The sequence below is a fragment of the Pelomonas dachongensis genome (assembly GCF_043555865.1).
GTDB lineage: Bacteria > Pseudomonadota > Gammaproteobacteria > Burkholderiales > Burkholderiaceae_C > Pelomonas > Pelomonas dachongensis.
In genome coordinates, this window is sequence record NZ_JBIGHY010000003.1 from 393,217 (window position 1) to 412,084 (window position 18,868).

Annotated in this window: 15 protein-coding genes; 11 read left to right on the forward strand and 4 right to left on the reverse strand. The window is 68.7% G+C overall.

Annotation, left to right across the window (positions count from 1 at the left end):
• Positions 1 to 3: 3 nt before the first annotated feature.
• Both ACG02S_RS10850 and ACG02S_RS10855 read right to left on the reverse strand, forming a co-directional pair.
• Positions 4 to 2,076, reverse strand: coding sequence for an SH3 domain-containing protein (locus ACG02S_RS10850; RefSeq protein WP_394470469.1), 2,073 nt, complete (start codon positions 2,074 to 2,076; stop codon positions 4 to 6).
• A gap of 15 nt (positions 2,077 to 2,091) precedes the next feature.
• Complete coding sequence (locus ACG02S_RS10855) at positions 2,092 to 2,733, reverse strand: PEP-CTERM sorting domain-containing protein (protein ID WP_394470470.1); 642 nt, start codon at positions 2,731 to 2,733, stop codon at positions 2,092 to 2,094.
• 249 nt (positions 2,734 to 2,982) lie between these two features.
• Between ACG02S_RS10855 and ACG02S_RS10860 the strand changes: the two genes are divergently transcribed.
• Together ACG02S_RS10860 and ACG02S_RS10865 are read left to right on the forward strand one after the other, a co-directional pair.
• Positions 2,983 to 3,513: a YgjV family protein gene (locus ACG02S_RS10860; protein ID WP_394470471.1), complete on the forward strand. Its 531-nt coding sequence runs from the start codon at positions 2,983 to 2,985 to the stop codon at positions 3,511 to 3,513.
• Positions 3,514 to 3,521: 8 nt separating this feature from the next.
• The gene (locus ACG02S_RS10865) at positions 3,522 to 4,631 is read left to right on the forward strand and encodes a GGDEF domain-containing protein (RefSeq protein ID WP_394470472.1); all 1,110 of its coding nucleotides are present in this window, start codon (positions 3,522 to 3,524) and stop codon (positions 4,629 to 4,631) included.
• 159 nt (positions 4,632 to 4,790) lie between these two features.
• Here the strand turns inward: ACG02S_RS10865 and ACG02S_RS10870 are convergent, their stop codons facing one another.
• Positions 4,791 to 5,720, reverse strand: coding sequence for an MBL fold metallo-hydrolase (locus ACG02S_RS10870; protein ID WP_394470473.1), 930 nt, complete (start codon positions 5,718 to 5,720; stop codon positions 4,791 to 4,793).
• A 178-nt stretch (positions 5,721 to 5,898) separates the two neighbouring features.
• On the opposite strand from ACG02S_RS10870, the gene ACG02S_RS10875 reads away from it, so the two are divergent.
• The 5 genes from ACG02S_RS10875 to ACG02S_RS10895 all read left to right on the forward strand — a co-directional run bounded on the left by ACG02S_RS10875 (position 5,899) and on the right by ACG02S_RS10895 (position 10,641).
• Entirely contained in the window at positions 5,899 to 6,669 is a 771-nt protein-coding gene (locus tag ACG02S_RS10875; RefSeq protein ID WP_394470474.1) for an ABC transporter ATP-binding protein, read from the forward strand.
• 117 nt (positions 6,670 to 6,786) lie between these two features.
• Positions 6,787 to 7,500 (forward strand): ABC transporter ATP-binding protein, encoded by a 714-nt coding sequence (locus ACG02S_RS10880; protein ID WP_394470475.1) that lies wholly within the window; start codon positions 6,787 to 6,789, stop codon positions 7,498 to 7,500.
• A 25-nt stretch (positions 7,501 to 7,525) separates the two neighbouring features.
• Entirely contained in the window at positions 7,526 to 8,740 is a 1,215-nt protein-coding gene (locus ACG02S_RS10885; RefSeq protein WP_394470476.1) for an ABC transporter substrate-binding protein, read from the forward strand.
• A gap of 18 nt (positions 8,741 to 8,758) precedes the next feature.
• Positions 8,759 to 9,646, forward strand: a complete 888-nt coding sequence (locus ACG02S_RS10890; RefSeq protein WP_394470477.1) for a branched-chain amino acid ABC transporter permease — start codon at positions 8,759 to 8,761, stop codon at positions 9,644 to 9,646.
• On the forward strand, positions 9,646 to 10,641 hold the full coding sequence (locus tag ACG02S_RS10895; protein WP_394470478.1) for a branched-chain amino acid ABC transporter permease: 996 nt from the start codon (positions 9,646 to 9,648) through the stop codon (positions 10,639 to 10,641). The genes ACG02S_RS10890 and ACG02S_RS10895 overlap by 1 nt, the downstream gene beginning before the upstream one ends.
• On the opposite strand, the gene ACG02S_RS10900 is transcribed toward ACG02S_RS10895, so the two are convergent.
• The gene (locus ACG02S_RS10900; protein WP_394470479.1) at positions 10,562 to 11,494 is read right to left on the reverse strand and encodes a DMT family transporter; all 933 of its coding nucleotides are present in this window, start codon (positions 11,492 to 11,494) and stop codon (positions 10,562 to 10,564) included. The genes ACG02S_RS10895 and ACG02S_RS10900 overlap by 80 nt on opposite strands.
• A 101-nt stretch (positions 11,495 to 11,595) precedes the next feature.
• On the opposite strand from ACG02S_RS10900, the gene ACG02S_RS10905 reads away from it, so the two are divergent.
• From ACG02S_RS10905 to ACG02S_RS10920, 4 genes are all read left to right on the forward strand, one after another.
• Positions 11,596 to 12,504 (forward strand): helix-turn-helix domain-containing protein, encoded by a 909-nt coding sequence (locus ACG02S_RS10905; RefSeq protein ID WP_394470480.1) that lies wholly within the window; start codon positions 11,596 to 11,598, stop codon positions 12,502 to 12,504.
• An 84-nt stretch (positions 12,505 to 12,588) separates the two neighbouring features.
• The gene (locus ACG02S_RS10910) at positions 12,589 to 12,720 is read left to right on the forward strand and encodes a hypothetical protein (RefSeq protein ID WP_394470481.1); all 132 of its coding nucleotides are present in this window, start codon (positions 12,589 to 12,591) and stop codon (positions 12,718 to 12,720) included.
• An 83-nt stretch (positions 12,721 to 12,803) separates the two neighbouring features.
• Positions 12,804 to 17,900, forward strand: a complete 5,097-nt coding sequence (locus ACG02S_RS10915; protein ID WP_394470482.1) for an alpha-2-macroglobulin family protein — start codon at positions 12,804 to 12,806, stop codon at positions 17,898 to 17,900.
• Positions 17,897 to 18,706, forward strand: a complete 810-nt coding sequence (locus ACG02S_RS10920) for a hypothetical protein (RefSeq protein WP_394470483.1) — start codon at positions 17,897 to 17,899, stop codon at positions 18,704 to 18,706. Before ACG02S_RS10915 ends, ACG02S_RS10920 begins: the two co-directional genes overlap by 4 nt.
• Positions 18,707 to 18,868 lie beyond the last annotated feature (162 nt).

Consider the following 18,868-nt stretch of genomic DNA (forward strand, 5'->3'; position numbering starts at 1 on the left):
CGGTCAGGGCTGCAGCGCCAGGAAGGCCGCCGACGGCCAGCGGTTGGTGCGGCAGTACGCGGCATTGCCCGAGCCCGCGAGGCAGGCGTTGACCAGCGCCGTGCCGAAGGGTCCGTACACGTCGGTCTCGGTCACGCCGTTGCGCGTGACGGCCTCGGTGCAGTGGAAGCGGTGCGCCATGGAGCGCGTCGCGCCGCGCGGGCAGTCGCCGTTGCCGGTGGCTGCAGCGGCCAGCGCCTTGCCCCAGACCTGCGTCGCCACGGCCACGCCGTCGATGACGGTCGGCCGGTTGGCCGTGCAGACCGCGCCGCCGCCGGCATTCAGGCAGGCCTGCGTGCTGGCGGCCGTGAACGGGCCGTACGTCTGGCTGGCGCTCATGCACTGGCGCACGTGGTGGTCGTAGCGGGTGCCGTTAGGGCAATGCGCGGCCTTCTGTGCGGACGGTGCCGCGGTGGGCACGAGCCAGTTCGCCAGCGTGGACACCGGGTACAGGTTGCCGCCGAACACCCAGCCCTCGCGCAGTTTGCCGTCGGTGTGCGTGTACTCCAGCCGGTAGTAGAGGTTGTTGGCCGAGGCGGTACCGTACACCTCCTTGACCTGCACGGCGGTGCCGGCCGGGATGGACATCAGCACGGTGCCGTTGGGCGTGGCGCGCATGTTGAGGTTGGGCACGACCTTGCCCCAGTCGCCGGCGTAGGGGATGGTGCCGGCGGCGACAGGCGCGGCGCCCGTTGCCAGCGCCGCATGCGTGGCGACGGTCCCGGCGTCGATCCAGCCGTCGGTCGACGCGCCGTTGATGCTGGCGCGGATGCGGTACAGGCGCTTTTGCGTCTGCGCGCCCACCACCATGAAGTCCAGCACCTGGTAGGTGCCCGCGGCCGCCTGACCCAGCACCATGCCGTCGGGCGTGGCACGCAGATCCAGCGGCTGGGTCGTGGCGATGGCGCTGCCCAGCGACTGCAGGCCCGCGACCGCGCCGCGGCACAGCTGGTGGCGGTTGTGGTCGATGCGCGGGAAGGCGGTCGTCTGCGCCACATAGACAGGCGTGATGCTGTTCTCGTCGAAGCTGGCGCGGCCGCCCAGGCAGGCGGCGTCGCGCACGTCGTCCACGCATTCCAGCGTGCCGGCAGGGGTCAGCACGCAGGCGGCGGTGCCCACCTGCAGCAGCTTGCCGGGCTCGACGGCGCCGGCCGTGGGCACAGGGCAAGAGGGCCCGTTGTCCATCAGGCAGTTGACGTCGATGGCGGCGGCCTTGGTCAGGTCGGCCACGTCCACCAGCCACAGGCGGTTGTCGTAGTTGTCGCGGTAGCCGTTGTCCTTGCCGACGTTGGCGTCCGCCGGGTTCTGCCAGCGGCACACGCGCGTGGGGCCGCCGTTGTAGGCGCTCCAGGCCGAGCGCGCGCGGCTGCGCCAGTAGGCGTCGATGTCGGCGGTGGTGCCGATGGGCTCCACCACGCCACCCAGGCATGCGGCGGGGGCGGCCTGCCACGCGGCGTAGTAGATGTCGATGGCGTAGGTGAAGTTCTGCATCATGTTCCAGCCCTTGCCCTCCTGGAGCCGGACGAAGTGATAGCGGTCGTCGACCTGCATCATTCCGTGGCCGTGGCCGCTGTCACCGCGCATCATCTTCAGCACGTAGGGCTGGCCGGCCGCGAGCTGGGCGTCGCGGTAGTGCGACCAGAAGGTCTCCTGGCGCAGCGTGGCGTAGGTGCCGCGCTGGAAGGCCTCCAGCTCGCGCGCCGATGCACCCGGCTTGCGCGCCAGCAGGTAGCGCTGGCTGGCGTCGCGGATGACCGGGTACATGGCCTGCATGTAGCGCTTGCGCTCGGTGGCGTTGCTCAGGGCATGGGACGCGTCGTCGTAGATGACGCCGGTGTAGTTGCCGCGCACGAAGCTGTCGGGCCCGAAGGCCGACGCGTCGCAGCCCGACGGCGCGCGGCCATGCGTCCAGGTGCCGCCGACCTTGCCGGTGCAGGCCCAGTCGTTGGGGGTGGGGGTGTACTGGGCCTGGGCCGTACCGACGAGGCCAAGGCACAGCGTGGCCAGCAGGGTGGCGAGGGCAGAGAAGCGCTTCATGGCGGACCTTCCGTTTCAGTTCGAACGACGACGGCGCGAGACACCTGCGACGCCGGCCAGACCGGCCAGCAGCAGCGCGATGCTGCCCGGCTCGGGCACGGCGGCCACGTCGCCCACGCGCACGGCCCAGGCGTGCGCCAGCGTGTCGCCGGCCAGCTGGTCCTGCATGCCCATGCCCATGTAGAAGGCCAGGCTCCAGCCCGTCTCCACCGGTGAGGAGGTGTCGGTCCAGAACACCGGGCCGATGGCGTCAGCCGGGTCCACGAGGCCGCTGAACGGGCCGGCATTCGTTAGGCCGAAGGCGGCGTTGCCCAGGCTGGCGTAGTACAGGTGACCCAGCTGCGTGTTGAGGCCGGCGTTGTTGACGCCAATGTCGGTGGAGCCGTCCTCGCTGTAGTCCATCTGCAGCGCGCTGCCGTTGACGGGCGCGACAGTGGGGAGGGCCCAGTCGTCGAAGCCGCCGAAGCTCAAAGACGCTGCCCACGCCGCCGCGTCGGCCTGCGTGCGCAGGCCGCCCTCGGCGGCATTGGTGATCCAGGTCAGGTTGGTCACGGTGTCGTAGACCATCGTGCCGCCGGCACGCAACTGCAGGTCGGCCGACGCCGGAGTGGCGATCAGGCAGCCCGTCAATGCCAGGGCGGCGGACAGCTTGTTCATCAACGAGTTCATGGCAGGGGCGACGTGGTCGCTGAGCTGAGGCGGCGCGATGGTCCGCAAAGCCGCCACGCAGGCGTCAGCGGGTTAGTCCGTGGCCTCGCTGCCAATTCGAGCGGGCCGCATAACCCCGGCGAATGAGCCCGGCCACCGCCCAAAGGCCGCCCGCCCTGGCGTCAGCAGGACAATCCGCCGCCTCTGCCGCCCACCCCCCTTGTTTGCGGGAGTCCCCCACTCCGCGCCGCTGACTGCATGCCCGCCACCGACTGGTTTTCTCCCGCCCAACTGTTCGGCTACGTCGCCTTCGTGCTGGGTGTCGGCTGCTTCCTGCAGACCGACGACCGCCGCTTCAAATGGTTCATGACCGGCGAGTGCCTGGCCTACGTCGTGCACTTCGCGCTGCTGGGCAACCCGACGGCGGTGGCCAGCTCGCTGATTTCGATGACGCGCTCGCTGCTGTCGCTGCGCACGCGCTCGCCGTGGGTGGCCGTCGCGGTGGTGGCGGCCAACATCGGCTTCGGGCTGGCCATCGCCGAGAAACCGACCGACTGGCTGCCGCTGACCGCCTCGTGCCTGGGCACCATCGCGCTGTTCACGCTGCAAGGCATCCGCATGCGGCTGCTGATGCTGTGCGGCACGGGGTTGTGGGTCGCCAACAACATCGTCGTGGGCTCTATCGGCGGCACGGCGCTGGAGATCGTCATTGCGGCCATCAACCTGACCACCATCGCACGCATGGCACGCGAGGCGCGGGCCGCGCGCGCAGATACTCACGGCTCATGAGCCCGGCCGTGCCCGCCCCGACCGACGATGCCGACGTGCAGCGCATCGCGTTCGCGCAGTGCGTGGCCGTCCAGCAGCGCACGCTGCTGACGGCGCCGCTGGGCTGGGCGCTGGTGGCCTGGCTGTGCTGGAGCGCCGTGCCGCGCGACCGGCTGCTGGGCTGGCTGGCGCTGGTGCTGTGCGGCTGGCTGGTGTGCCTGCTGCTGATCGCGCTCATACGCCACCAGGGCGCCGACATCGCGCGCCACGCCCGACCCCTGCTGGCGGTGCCCGTGCTGGAGGGCGTCTGCTGGGGCGCGATGGGACCCTGCCTGATGGGCGGCGACGCCATCCTGAATGTCTCGCTGGGCGCCATCCTGTGCGGCGTGGCCGCTATCAACGCCCCGCTCTACGTGGTGCGCATGCAGCTGTACTTCTGCCTGTGCGGTGCGCTGTGGCTGACGCTGCTGACTGGCCTGCTGCGCACGCCGGCGCCAGCGCAGGCCCACCTCGTCATGCCCGGGCTGGCGCTGTTCCTGGCGCTGCTGAGCTTCTACATGCACGGCATCGGCCAGCGCGTGATGGAGGGCATCCGGCTGCAGCTGGCCAACACGCGGCTGACCGTGCAGCTCAGCGAGGCGCTGGCGGCGATGGAACACCAGGCTGCCACCGACGCGTTGACCGGGCTGCCCAACCGCCGCTCGCTGGACCGGGCGCTGGCTGCCCAGCTGGCCCTGGCCGAGCGCGAGCACCGGCCGTTCACGCTGTTGATGCTGGACCTGGACCACTTCAAGGCGGTCAACGACACCCGCGGCCATGCCGTGGGCGACGCGGTGCTGAAGGCATTCGCGCAGCGCGTGCAGGGGCAGCTGCGGCCGTCGGACCTGTGCGCGCGCTACGGCGGTGAGGAGTTCGTCGTGCTGCTGTCGGGCACGGCGGGGCTGCTGGCCATCGACGCCGCCGAGCGTCTGCGCCGCGCGGTGGCCGACGCGCCACTGGGGCCGGGCGTGGCCATCACCGTGTCGGTCGGCATCGCGACGTGGCAGGCGGGCGACGACGCCACCGCGCTGCTGGCTCGCGCGGATGCAGCGATGTACGCCGCCAAGCAGGCCGGGCGCAACCGCGTCATCGCCGGCTGAACGGGCGCCCCTCGTCCGGACTTGCCGCTGGACGCGAGCAAGCCCGGCCGGTCCCCCCAGGGGACGGCGATGCTTGCGGGGGTGACCCCGCTCGCACATCGCCAGACGGGCCGGCTTGGGGCGGCCCTGCGCTCGGCCCGACCACCTGATGCGGGCGCTTCAGCGGTTGGTGGAATAGTTCACCGGCAGCCAGTCGTAGCCCTTGCCGTCCGCACGCAGGCGGCCGATGCCGGGGAAGCTGACGTGCGTCACGGCGACGTAGTAGCCGTCCTTGGCGGCTGCGGCATAGGCCTTCTCGCGCGCCGGGCGGGCGGCCTTGGGGTCGGAGTCGAACTGGATGGTCACCGACGGGTCGGGGAACTGCACGGCGGCCACGTGCATCAGGTCGCCCCAGAACATCATCTTCTGGCCCTGGCTCTCGGCGACGTAGTTGCTGTGGCCGGGCGTGTGGCCGTAGGCGGGGAAAGCCTTCACGCCGGGCACGATCTCGACGCCGTCCTTGCTGCCGTCGAAGGGTTTGAAGCGGCCACTGTCGGAGAAGCCCTTGACGAGTGCCGCGATGGCCTTCGCGCCGTCACCACCCTTGGCGACCTGCTCGGCGCCGAGCCAGTGGTCGCTGTCGCGCTTGTCGATCCGCAGCGTGGCGTTGGGGAAGGCCGTGCTGGAGGCCCCGCCGATGTGATCGCCGTGCATGTGGGTGATGACGATCTCGTCCACCTGCTCCGGGCTGTAGCCCGAGGCCTTCAGGTGGGCCAGCACGCGGCCGGCCGTGGGGCCGAACAGGCCGGCGGTGCCGGTGTCCACCAGCACGACCTTGGCGCCGGTGTTGATGAGGTAGGCGTTGACCGACGTCTCCAGCGGCACGCCGAGGTACACGTTCTGCAGCGTGCGCAGGGTGTTGGCGGCGGGTTGCTGCAGCAGCTTGTCGACCGGCAAGTCGATGCTGCCGTCGGACAGCGCAGTCACCTCGAAGTCGCCCAGCTGCACGCGGTACCAGCCTGGCGCCTGGCCCTTGAGCTGCGGGCCGGCGGCGAAGGCGGTAGCGCTGACGGCCAGCATGAGGGCGGCGGGGAGCAAGCGTTGGAGCATGGCGTGAATTGCGGGAGGTTGGAGGCGCGGCAGGATAGCCGTGGCCGACACGCCTTGCAGTCCCACGGTTGTTGCCGCGCCGTTTCAGGACTGCACGCCTGCGGCTCCACCCCGTGAATGCCCGTAAGCCCGTGCACCGCCTCCCGGCCTAGAGTCGCGCATCCAACGTCGAGACGCCATGAGCGACACCCTCCTCGAGACGCAAGACCTGACCAAGGAATTCAAGGGCTTCACCGCCGTGGACTCGGTCAATCTGAAAGTGCAGCGCGGCCACATCCACGCGCTGCTGGGCCCCAACGGGGCAGGAAAGACCACCTGCTTCAACCTGCTGACGAAATTCCTGGTGCCCACGCGCGGGCGCATCGTGTTTGCGGGCCATGACATCACCGGCGAGACGTCGGCGCAGATCGCGCGCCGCGGCGTGATCCGCTCGTTCCAGATCTCGGCGGTGTTTCCCAACCTGACGGTGCTGGAGAACGTGCGCATCGGGCTGCAACGCTTCACAGGAACAAGTTTCCATTTCTGGCGTGGCCTGACGGGGCTCAAGGCGCTGGACGCGAAGGTGCTGGCGCTGCTGGAGCTGGTGGACCTGCGGGAGATGGCCGCGCTGAAGGCGGCCGATCTGCCGTATGGCCGCAAGCGGGCGCTGGAAATCGCTACGACGATGGCGATGGAGCCGCAGCTGATGCTGCTGGACGAGCCGACGCAGGGGATGGGCCACGAGGACGTGGACCGCGTGACGGCGCTGATCAAGCGTGTGGCCGAGGGGCGCACGGTGCTGATGGTGGAGCACAACATGAAGGTCGTCGCGAGCATCGCGGACCGGATCACGGTTTTGGCTCGCGGCGCAGTGTTGGCAGAAGGGGACTACGCGACGGTGGCCAAGCATCCGGCGGTGTTGGAGGCGTACATGGGTACCGAGGCGACTGAGTTGGTGGGGGCGCATTGATGCTGGTGCCGCTTCCCTCTGCGCTTGCTTGGCGCGGTGCTGTGGTTGCCGGAAGTCCCGCGCGGCGGGCTCCCGGCACCACACTCGCCACCAACCAGCACTACCGAGCACGCTGACATGGCAACTCCAGCACTCGAAATCACCAACCTCCACGCCTGGTACGGCGAAAGCCACATCCTGCACGGCATCAACCTCAGCGTGCAGCCCGGCCAGGTCGTCACGCTGCTCGGCCGCAACGGCGCCGGCCGCACCACCACGCTGCGCGCCATCCTGGGCCTGACAGGAGCCAGAAAAGGCTCCATCAAGATCCACGGCGAAGAGGCGATCCACCTCTCAACCCACCGCATCGCCCAACTCGGCATCGGCTACTGCCCCGAGGAGCGTGGCATCTTCGCCAGCCTCACCGCCGAGGAGAACCTGCGCTTGCCCCCACCGCTGAAAAGCAAGCGCGGCAAGGCCATGTCGGAAGCCGACATCTACGCCATGTTCCCCAACCTCGCCGAGCGCCGCCACAGCCCCGGCACCAGACTCTCCGGCGGCGAACAGCAGATGCTCGCCGTCGCCCGCATCCTGCGCACCGGCGCCGACATCCTGCTGCTGGACGAAATCAGCGAAGGCCTCGCGCCCGTCATCGTCCAGGCCCTCGCCCGCATGATCCGCACGCTCAAGGCCCAGGGCTTCACCATCGTCATGGTGGAGCAGAACTTCCGCTTCGCCGCGCCGCTGGCGGATCACTTCATCGTCATCGAGCACGGCGAAGCCGTGCTGTCGTTTCCCGCCGCCGAGCTGGCTGCCCACCAGGCCCAGCTCGACGAGCTGCTCAGCGTTTGATCACCACACCCACAGGAGACAAAACATGCAAGCGATCCGCACCACTTTGAAGGCCATCACAGCGGCCACCCTCGCCTGCTGCGGCCTCGGCGCGCAGGCCCAGGTGTCCGGCGACGTCATCAAGATCGGCATCATCACGGACCTGTCCGGCCTGTATGCCGACATCGACGGCCAGGGCGGCGTGGAGGCCATCAAGATGGCCATCGCCGACATGAAGGGCATGGCCGCCGGCAAGAAGGTCGAGCTGCTGTTCGCCGACCACCAGAACAAGGCCGACGTCGCCTCGGCCAAGGCGCGCGAATGGCTGGACACGCAAGGCCTGGACCTGCTGGTGGGCGGCACCAACTCCGGCGCCAACCTGGCCATGGCCAAGGTCGCGGCCGAGAAGAAGCGCGTGTTCATCTCCATCGGCGCTGCGTCTGCCCGCCTGACGAACGAGGACTGCACGCCCTACACCGTGCACTACGCCTACGACACCGTCGCGCTGGCCAACGGCACGGGCAACGCGGTGGTCAAGAGCGGAGGCAAGAACTGGTACTTCCTGACCGCCGACTACGCCTTCGGCGCCAGCCTGCAGGCCGACACGACGGCTGTCGTGCAGAAGGCTGGCGGCAAGATCGTCGGCAGCGTGAAGCACCCGCTGTCGGCCAACGACTTCTCGTCGTTCCTGCTGCAGGCCCAGGGTTCGGGCGCGCAGATCCTGGGTCTGGCCAACGCCGGCGGCGACACGATCAACTCCATCAAGGCGGCCAACGAATTCGGCATCACGAAGACGATGAAGCTGGCCGGCCTGCTGATGTTCATCAACGACGTGCACTCGCTGGGCCTGGCCGCCACGCAGGGCATGTACCTGACCGACGGCTGGTACTGGAACCAGAGCCCCGAGTCACGCGCCTGGAGCCGCGCCTTCTTCGCCAAGATGAAGCGCATGCCATCCATGCTGCAGGCGGCGGACTACTCGTCCGTCACGCACTACCTGAAGGCCGTGGACGCGATCAAGACCGACGACCCCGACAAGGTGCTCGCGAAGATGAAGGCCACCAAGATCAACGACTTCTTCGCGAAGAACGGCGAGATCGGCCCCGACGGCCGCATGCGCTACGACATGTACCTGATGCAGGTGAAGACGCCCAAGGAGTCCGCCGAGCCGTGGGACTACTACAAGGTCGTGCAGAAGATCCCGGCCAACGAGGCGTACACCAAGCTCGCGGACAGCAAATGCCCCCTGGTCAAAAAGTGATCTGAGGCCGGCCCCGACATGACTGAGTTGTTCGGTATCCCGCTGCCGGCCCTGCTGGGCCAGCTGCTGCTCGGCCTGGTGAACGGCTCGTTCTACGCGATGCTGTCGCTGGGCCTGGCGGTCATCTTCGGCATGCTCAACATCATCAACTTCGCGCACGGCGCGCTGTACATGATGGGCGCCTTCCTGGCGTGGATGGGCATGGACCTGCTGGGGCTGAACTACTGGGTCATGCTCGGGCTGGCGCCGCTGCTCGTCGGCGCGTTGGGCATCGTCATCGAGCGCACGATGCTGCAGTGGCTCTACAAGCTGGACCACCTCTACGGCCTGCTGCTGACCTTCGGCATCACGCTGGTCATCGAGGGCATCTTCCGCAGTTTCTACGGCGTCTCGGGCCAGCCGTACGCGGTGCCCGAACAGCTGCAGGGCGCCACCAACCTCGGCTTCATGATCCTGCCCAACTACCGGGCATGGGTGGTCGTGGCCTCGCTGATCGTCTGCTTCGCGGTGTGGGCGCTGATCGAAAAGACCTCGCTGGGCGCCAAGTTGCGTGCTGGCACCGAGAACCCCAAGCTCGTGCAGGCCTTCGGCATCAACGTGCCGCTGATGGTGACGCTGACCTACGCGGGCGGCGTGGCACTCGCAGCCTTCGCCGGCGTGCTGGCCGCGCCCATCCTGCAGGTGTCGGCGCTGATGGGCAGCAACCTCATCATCGTGGTGTTCGCCGTGGTGGTCATCGGCGGCATGGGTTCCATCCTCGGCTCCATCGTCACGGGCCTGGGGCTGGGCATCATCGAAGGGCTGACCAAGGTGTTCTATCCCGAGGCGTCCAACACGGTCGTCTTCGTCGTCATGGCCATCGTGCTGCTGGTCCGTCCCGCCGGCCTGTTCGGCAAGGAGAAGTGATGGACAAGAAGCTGATCGGCTACATCGCGCTGTTCGGCGGCATCGCGCTGCTGCCCGCATTGGGCGTCTATCCCATCTTCGTCATGAAGGTGCTGTGCTACGCCCTCTTCGCCTGCGCGTTCAACCTGCTGGTGGGCTTCACGGGACTGTTGTCGTTCGGGCACGCGGCCTTCCTGGGCACCGCAGCCTACGTGTGCGGCCATGCGCTGAAGGTGTGGGGCCTGCCGACGCCGGTCGGGCTCATCGCCGGCGCGCTGGCCGCAGCGGGCGTGGGGCTGCTGTTCGGGCTGTTGGCCATCCGCCGATCAGGCATCTACTTCTCGATGATCACGTTGGCGCTGGCGCAGATGCTGTACTTCTTCTTCCTGCAGGCGCCGTTCACCGGCGGGGAGGATGGCCTGCAATCGGTACCGCGCGGCAGCTTCCTCGGGCTGGACCTCACCAGCGACCTGACGCTGTACTACGTCGTGCTGGGCATCTTCATCGCCGCGTTCTGGCTGATCTACCGCGTCGTGCACTCGCCATTCGGCCAGGTGCTCACCAGCATCCGCGAGAACGAGGCGCGTGCCACGTCGCTGGGCTACGACACGGCGCACTTCAAGCTGCTGGCCTTCGTGTTGTCGGCCGGCCTCGCCGGGCTGGCCGGCGCCACCAAGACGCTGATGCTGGGCTTCGCCACGCTGACCGACGCGATCTGGACCACGTCGGGCCTCGTCATCCTGATGACGCTGGTGGGCGGCATGGGCACGCTCGTCGGCCCCATCGTCGGCGCGCTGGTCATCATTGCGCTGGAGAACAAGATCGGCGACTTCGGCAAGCTGCTGGCCGATACCACCGGCGTGGCCTGGTTCAACGGCCTGGGCGAGTCGGTCAGCCTGGTCACCGGGCTGATCTTCATCGTCTGCGTGCTGGCTTTCAGGCGCGGACTGGTGGGGGAGGCAATGGCGCTGTGGGAGAAGCGGCAGAAGCCGCAACGGCCGGCGTCTTCTTCCTGAACACCAGCACATTCCCCGCCATCACCAGCACCAGGCCCGCCAGCGCCGGCGCCGTCCATACATAGCCCTCCACCCACGCCGACACGTTCAGCGCGACGACCGGGAACAGCACCGTGCTGTAGGCCGCCCGCTCCGGGCCGAGGCGCCCCACCAGCGTCAGGTAGGCCGTGAAGCCGATGACCGAGCCGGGGATGGCCAGGTACAGCAGCGCGCCGACGTAGCGCGGGCTGGCATCGAACACCCACGGCACGCCCGACACCAGCGCATAGCCGCACAGGATGGCTGTGCCCACCGCCATGCCCCAGGCATTGGTCTGCACCGGCTTCAGGCCCTCGCCCTGCAGCGCGGCCGACAGCAGGTTGCCGGTGGAGAAGCACAGCGTGCCGCCCAGTGCCCAGACCAGGCCCGTCAGCGTGCCGGCGCCGGCGTGCTGCGCGGTGATCTCGGGCCAGAACAGCAGCACCAGTCCCGTCAGCCCCAACGCGCCGCCCGCCAGCACCTGCGGTGCGATGGCGCGGCCATGCACCAGCCGCGCCAGCAGCGCGTTCCACAGCGCCGCGCTGGAGAACACGACGGCCACCAGGCCGCTGGCCAGCGTCTGGCTGGCGTTGAGGAAGCAGACGAAGTTCAGGCAGAACAGGCACAGCCCCTGGGCCAGGACCCAGGTGAGCGCTCGCCCACGGGGCACGACCAGCTGGCGCCGCCACAGCAGCCACGCCAACAGCACCAGCGCCGCCAGGCCGAAGCGGTAGGCGATGGACAGGGAGATGGGCACCGGCCCCAGCTGCCACTTCAGCGCAATCCACGTCGTGCCCCAGATCAGCACCACCAGCACGTACAACAGAGCATTCATTCCGCCAGCATCGCGAATCCGCGCGCCGCGCGATTGCAGATTCCTGCGCTTCGTCGGCCCTGCGCCGGCACAGAGCAGCCCGGCGGCCCTAGCATCGCTGCATGGCCTCACTGACCGCCGGCGAGATATCGAATACGGCAGACCAGCCCGTGTTCGACGTGCTGGGGCGCTCCAACGCGCGCCGCGAACGCGAGGTCGCGCTGCCCGACGGCCTGCGCCTGGTGCAGTGGCGCAACGACGGCGGCCGCATGGATTACCAGCGCCCCGGCCACCACACGCTGTCGGTCTACCTGCAGGGCGGGCGCAAGACCCACCTGATCGAGACCCCGCGCCAGACCGGCTCGCCCGGCTGCCACTGCATCCTGCCGGCCGAGCACGAGTCGCACTGGAACGTGGCCGGGCCGCTGCGCTTCGTGCACCTGTACCTGTCGGCCGACGCCTGGGCAGACCGCATCGTGCGGCTGCTGGACGCCGAGCCGCGCGCGATCACGCTGGAGCAGCGCATCTTCGGCGCCGACGTGACGCTCGCCGCCTGGGGCCAGCGCGTCGCGGCGCTGGACTGGCAGGACCCGGCCGAGCGCCTGCGCATCGACGCGCTGAGCCAGGCGGCGCTGGACCACCTGGTGCTGCAGGCGGCGAAGCCCCGGCAGCGTGAGCGGGCCGAGCGGGCCGCGGGCGGCCTGTCGAGCGCTGCCCGGCGACGCGTGCTGGAGTTCGTGGCTGCGCACCTGGACGACGCCGACCTGAGCCTGCCGCGGCTGGCCGAGCAGGCCCGCCTGTCCGAATTCCACTTCGCCCGCATGTTCCGCGCGTCCATGGGCTGCACGGTGCACGACTGGGTGGCCGCGCGCCGGCTGGATCACGCCCGAACGCTGCTGCGCGAGACGGCCCTGCCGCTGGCCGACATCGCCGCCGCCTGCGGTTATGCCGGCGCGAGTCACCTGAGCCAGCGCTTCAAGGTCGCCGTGGGCACCACGCCGGGGCAATTCCGTTGTGCCCGGGCTAGCTGAACGGCAGCTACTGCCAACACGCCGTCAGCAATCACCTGCGAGTTAGGGGGCGCGCTTCGCGCCGCCGTGGCCCACCATCTCGCCATGTTCACGCCCGCCCGCCTTCGCCTCACCGCCGCGCTGCTCGCCGCGGTGCTGGGCTTTGCCGTGGCGCTGGGCGAGACGGCGCGCGAACTGCTGGAAGAGCCGCTCGCCATGCAGACGCCGCAACGCTGAGCGCGCCTCGCGCTGGGGAATTTCTCCCCCTGAACCCACCGCCATCCCTCCCTACACTCGCCCCGCACTCTTGAGGGGTTGGGATGTCGTCCAGCATCGTAAAAAAGGCCGCAGCAGCGGCAGTGGTTGTGGCCGGCGCGGCCGTGGCGGGTTACTTCGGGTGGCAGCATTTCAAGCAACCCGGCTTGCCCAGCAGCGCCGAGGTGGGCGCGGAGGAAGCGGCCTTTGCGTTCAGCGAATGCAAGGCGCGGCTGTTCGACGGCTCGCCGGCCATCGCGGTGATGTTCACGCAGGCCCTGGACCCGCGGCAGGACTTCGGCAAGTTGCTGACCGCCAGCGAGGGCGACGCGCCCCAGCGCCGCGATGACGGCGGCGCCGACCCCAACAGCAAGCCCGCCGAGGCCAGCTTCAAGCCGCTGGCCGCCCGCTGGGTGCTGGGTGACAACCCGCGCGTGCTCTACCTGCCCTTCGTCACGCCCGACCGCAGCTACCGGCTGACGATGAACGCCGACCTCGCCGCCCGCGGTGGTGCCAAGCTGGCCACGCCGCAGGCCTGCGAGGCCGTCAGCGAGGCCATGCCGGCCAGCTTCTACTTCGCCAGCCGCGGCCTGGTGCTGCCGGCCGGGCAGAACGGCGGCCTGCCGGTCGTCACCGTCAACACGCCCGAGGTGGATGTGCAGTTCCTGCGCATCAAGCCGGAGTCGCTGTCGGCCTTTCTGGAACAGGTGGGCGGCAGGCGCCAGCGCTCGGAGTCGTCGGGCGGCGATGAAGAAGGCGAGTCTTACTACGACGGCTACGGCGACAACCAGCGCCGCCTGAAGGGCACCGTCGGCGGCTGGGTGCTGGACGAACTGCGCGCAATGAGCGAGAGCGTCTACATCAGCCGCTTCAAGACCGACGAGCGCGCCAACCGGCGCAACACCAGCTTCCTGCCGGTCGAGAAGATCAAGGCGCTGCAGGAGCCCGGCATTTACGTGGCCGTCATGAGCCAGCCTGGCCGCTTCGGCTGGGACTATCAGGTCACGCACTACTACGTGACCGACATCGGCCTGCACCTGCGCCGCCACGCCGCGCAGATCGACGTGTTCGCCACGTCGCTGAAGAGCGGCAACGCGCTGTCCGGCGTGGAGCTGAGCCTGGTGGACGAGGCCGGCAAGGCGCTGGGCCAGGCCAAGACGGACGGCGACGGCCATGCTGTCTTCACCGGCACCAACGGCAAGGTGGGCGACCTGGCGCGGCTGGTGCTGGCGCGCAAGGGCGCGGAGATGTCGGTGCTGTCGCTGCGCGACGCGGCGCTGGACCTGAGCGAGTTCGACGCCACCGGCCACCCGTCGCGCAGCAACAAGGTGTTCGTCTACGCCGGCCGCGACCTGTACCGGCCGGGCGAGAGCTTCAATGTGTCCGTGCTGAGTCGTGATGCGGACAGCCGGCTGCCGGCCAAGCTCATTGCGCTGACGATCACGGTCAAGAAGCCGGACGGCAGCAAGCTGGTCGAGCAGCTGGTGCAGCCGCACAAGACCGGCCAGGGCTATTTCCAGCACACGGTCACCTTGCCGGCCGACGCGCCCACCGGCGGCTGGACGCTGCAGGCCCGCGTGGACCCGGCTGCGAAGACCCCGGACGCGCAATGGTCCTTCAAGGTCGAGGAGTTCCTGCCCGAGCGCATGAAGCTCACACTGACCGCGCCCGAGGCGCCGCTGCAAGGCGAGGTGAGCTTGCCCGTGCAGGTGCAGGGCGACTACCTCTACGGCGCGCCCGCCGCCGGCAACCGGCTGCAATCCACCGTGTCCACCGAGCGGCTGGCCAACCCGCTGGCGCAGAAGCTGCCGGGCTATCTCTTCGGCGACTTCGCCGACGACAAGGCGCGCACGCGGCAAGACCTGCCCGAGGCCGACCTGGACGAGCAGGGCAAGGCAGAGGTGGCGCTGACCGCCAATCTGTCCGAACGCAACTCGCCGATGCGCGTGCGAGGTGCCTTCAGCCTGCTGGAAAGCGGCGGCCGGCCGGTGGTGCGCAGCATCGAGCGCACCTGGTGGCCGGCGCCCGCGCTCGTCGCCGTGCGCCCGCTGTTCGACCGCAACGTGGCGCCCGAGGGCGGCCTGGCCGGCTTCGAGGTGCAGCGCGTGGACGCGACGGGCGCCTTCAAGCCCGCCAAGGATTTGAAGCTGACGCTCACCTACGAGGAACGCCAGTGGTATTGGCGTTATGACGACGGCCGCGGCTGGCACTCGGGCTTCAACACAACGGACGAACTCGTCGAGGCGCGCACGCTGAAGCTGCAGGCCAAGACGGTGGTGAACCTGCCGGTGAAGTGGGGCCGCTACCGCCTGGAGATCGAAGACCCCGAGACCCAGCAGACCCTGCGCTACGGCTTCTACGCCGGCTACGGCGCGCAGGATGCCGACGACATCGGCAACCGCCCCGACCGTGTGCAGCTGCAGCTCAAGGGCTCACCCTTCAAACCCGGCGACGACGCCAAGCTCACCATCAAGCCGCCGCACGACGGCGAGGCCGTCGTCACCGTCGAGGGCGACCGCGTGCTGTGGAGCAAGCGCGTCAGCGTGAAGGCCTCGGGCACGGACCTGAGCATCCCCGTCGGCGCCACGCCCGAATGGCAGCGGCAAGACTTGTACGTCACCGTCGCCGCCTTCCGCCCCGGCAGCCAGGGCGACCGCGTGACGCCGGCCCGCGCGCTGGGCCTCGTGCACCTGCCGCTGAACCGTGAGGACCGCAAGCTGAAGGTCGCGCTGGAGGCGCCGGCCAAGACGCAGCCGTCCACCACGCTGCCGGTCAAGGTAAAGGCGCCGCAGCTAGCCGGCAAACCGGCCATCGTGACCGTGAGCGCCGTGGACGTGGGCATCCTGAACATCACCAACTTCAAGACGCCCGACCCGGCCGACTTCTTCTTCGGCAAGCACCGCTACGGCGCCGACATCCTGGACCTCTACGGCCGCCTCATCGAGAAGATGGACGGCAACGTCGCGCAGCAACGCTTCGGCGGCGACGCCGGCAAGCGCGACACGCAGAGCATGCCGCGCAAGGTGCTGCTGGTGGACCTGTTCAGCGGCCCCGTCGTGCTGGACGCCAAGGGCGAGGCGACCATCAACCTCAAGCTGCCTGACTTCAACGGCACGCTGCGGCTGATGGCGGTCGTCAGCAGCGCGGACAGCTACGGCTCCACGCAGGCCGACACCGTCGTCGCCGCGCCGCTGGTGGCCGAGCTGAACATGCCGCGCTTCATCGCGCCGGGCGACAAGGCCACCATCGCGCTGGACGTGACCAACCTCAGCGGCACGCCGCAGGACGTGCGCGTGGCGTTGTCGGCCACCGGTCCGGTGCGAATCACCGGCGCGGCCGAGTCGGTCAAGCTCGCCGACAAGCAGCGCCAGATCCTGCACTTCCAGGCTGAGGCGTTGGATGCCTACGGCCTGGCGCCGATCAAGCTGACCGTCACGGCCGGCTCGTTGAGCCTCGTGCGCGAGGCTGCGCTGCAGGTGCAGCCCGTCACGCCGCTGACGCGTGAGAGCCGCCGCATCCGCCTGGAGCCCGGCGCCACGCAGACGGTGGACCGCGCGCTGCTGGACGCCTACTGGGCCGGCTCCGCCACGCTCAGCATGAGCGTCAGCAACACGCCGCCCATCGACATCAAGGATCAGGTGCGCGGCCTGCTGACCTACCCCTACGGCTGCCTGGAGCAAACCACCTCCAGCGCCTACCCGCTGCTCTACATCGACGACGAGGCCGCCAAGCGCTGGGGCATGACGCCCGTGCCGCGCGAGGAACGCGCCAAGCGGCTGGAAGGCGCCTTCGCCCGCCTGGCCGGCATGCAGCAGGCCCGCGGCGGCTACGGCCTGTGGGCCGCGAGCAGCCCCTACGAGGGCTGGCTCAGTGCCTATGTCACCGGCTTCCTGCAAGACGCGCGCGACGCCGGCTTCGCCGTGCCCGAGGCGCAGCTCGCCAAGTCGCTGGACGGCCTGACCGAGCAGTTCCAGCGCAGCCCTGGCCAGCAGATGACACCGCCTTCAGCGCCGCGCCGCAACGACAAGGGCGCCATCGCCGACTTCCGTGAGGCCGAGGTGCTGCGCCTGGCGCACCAGCGCTTCGCCGAGGCCGCGCACGCCGGCTACATCCTGGCCCGCGAGCAGAAGGCGCCGCTGGCCACGCTGCGCACACTGCACGACAAGCACCGTGCCAACGCGCTGAGCCCGCTGCCGCTGGTGCAACTGTCCCTCGCGCTGAAGGCCATGGGCGACGAAGCCCGCGCCAAGGCTGCGCTGGACGACGCGATGGCCCGCCCCTACGGCTACCAACCCGACGACGGCGTTTGGGGGCAATGGCTCGGCGACTACGGCTCCCGCATCCGCGACCGCGCGCTGGCCTACGCGCTGCTGCTGCGCCACAAGGTCACGCACGACAAGCGCGAGAACCTGCTGTTCGACCTGGCCGACGACTTCGGCAAGCGCAACTACTACTCCACGCAGGAGCGCCTGGCCCTCTTCCTCGCCGTGCAGGCCGCGACGAATGGCGCCGGCAAGGACGACGCCTGGAAAACGTCGCTTACCGTCGGCGCCAAGGCCGACGCCTGGACCTGCAGCGGCACCGGCCAGCAGAGCTTCGAGATTGCGCAGCTGCGCTCGGGCCTCGCGCTGAAGAACGACGGCGACAAGCCGCTGTACTTGGACGTCACGGCCCAGGGCTACCCGGTCAAGCCGCTGACCCCGAACAGCGACCGCATCTCGGTGGAGCGCGCGATGTTCACCACCGACGGCAAGCCGGTGACGGCGCGGCAGTTCACGACGGGCGAGATGTTCATCGTGCGCCTGCGCGTGAAGGCCTCGCAGCAGATCAAGGACGGCCTGGTGGTGGACCGCATCCCGGCCGGCTTCGAGATCGAGAACCTGAACCTGAGCCAGGGCCCACAGGCGGGCGAGTTCGCGGTGGAAGGCGTCAACGTGGCGCAGGCCAATGCCAACGAACGCATCGTCCACACCGAGTACCGCGACGACCGCTTCGTCGCCGCGGCGCGGCTGGGTTCGCCGCTGGATCTGTTCTATCTGGTGCGTGCCGTCACGCCGGGGCGGTATGTGGTGCCGGCGACGTTTGCGGAGGATATGTATCGGGCGGAAATCCGCGGCGTCGGCAAGGCCGAGGGGGAGATAGCGGTGGTGGACAAGAGATGATCCAGTTGACGGATACGTGCTCGCTGGACGGCTCTCTTTACGAAAAGCTCCGGCTGGACGGCGTTCGTTTGGCTGGCGGATTGGCCAGCTTGACGCAACGTGCCTGCGTGTACCACCACATATACAAGGCGTCCGGCGGACGGAATGTGTTTCCGTTGATCGCTGCACATGGCGCGCTTTGGGCGTCCGGCTATTTCCGCAAGGGCATGCATGCGGGAAAGGTGCTTTCCTTCAAGTTCGTGTTTCATCCAAAAATGCGGGCGGCCAGATTGGAGGCTCTCGCAAGCTTTGCCGACAAGTTTCGGGACATCAATCGCCGTGTGTGTGCGGAGTCCTACGCGATTTACTTTGCATCTAGGTCAAACGCCGTCGACGAACTGCTGGAAAGAAGGATCGGTACCTCATTTCTACGCCTTCTGAAACGCTGCCACGCAGCGGATGACGGTGCTTCGTTCAGCACCAACGATCGTGCAGCGTTATTCAACGCGTTCTTCGACTGGGAGCAGCAAAACATCGTGGCCCCTGCCGTCAAGGAGGCGTACGACTCGTTCGACTGGCCGATCATCAAGAGGCTAGCGCTGACCCCAAACATTGACTTCGCCTATTTCGGTGCTGGATATTCTTTGAAGTTCGACGACTTCTCGAACACCCAGGAACGAGTCCACAAGGGCTCACTGGCCTACGAGCGGGCCGAGGCCGTGGGTCTGGATACTGTTGAGAAGTCGTTGACCCACTACGGCATTTTGCAGCCGGACTTCTTGACCGATCACAACCGCGTCTTCGCGGCGTTGTTATCGGCTCGGTAGGCTGGGGGAGCTTTGCGGACCCCGCGTTCGTACGACGGCACAGTCGGGGTGCAAGGACGTCACCGCCAACGTACAAGCTGAAGTCACGCGTAAGCCCAGCACGTTGCCCGAACGACGCGACGGCAACTTGGGCAGCATCATGTTGGATGTTTGCGGCAAGCC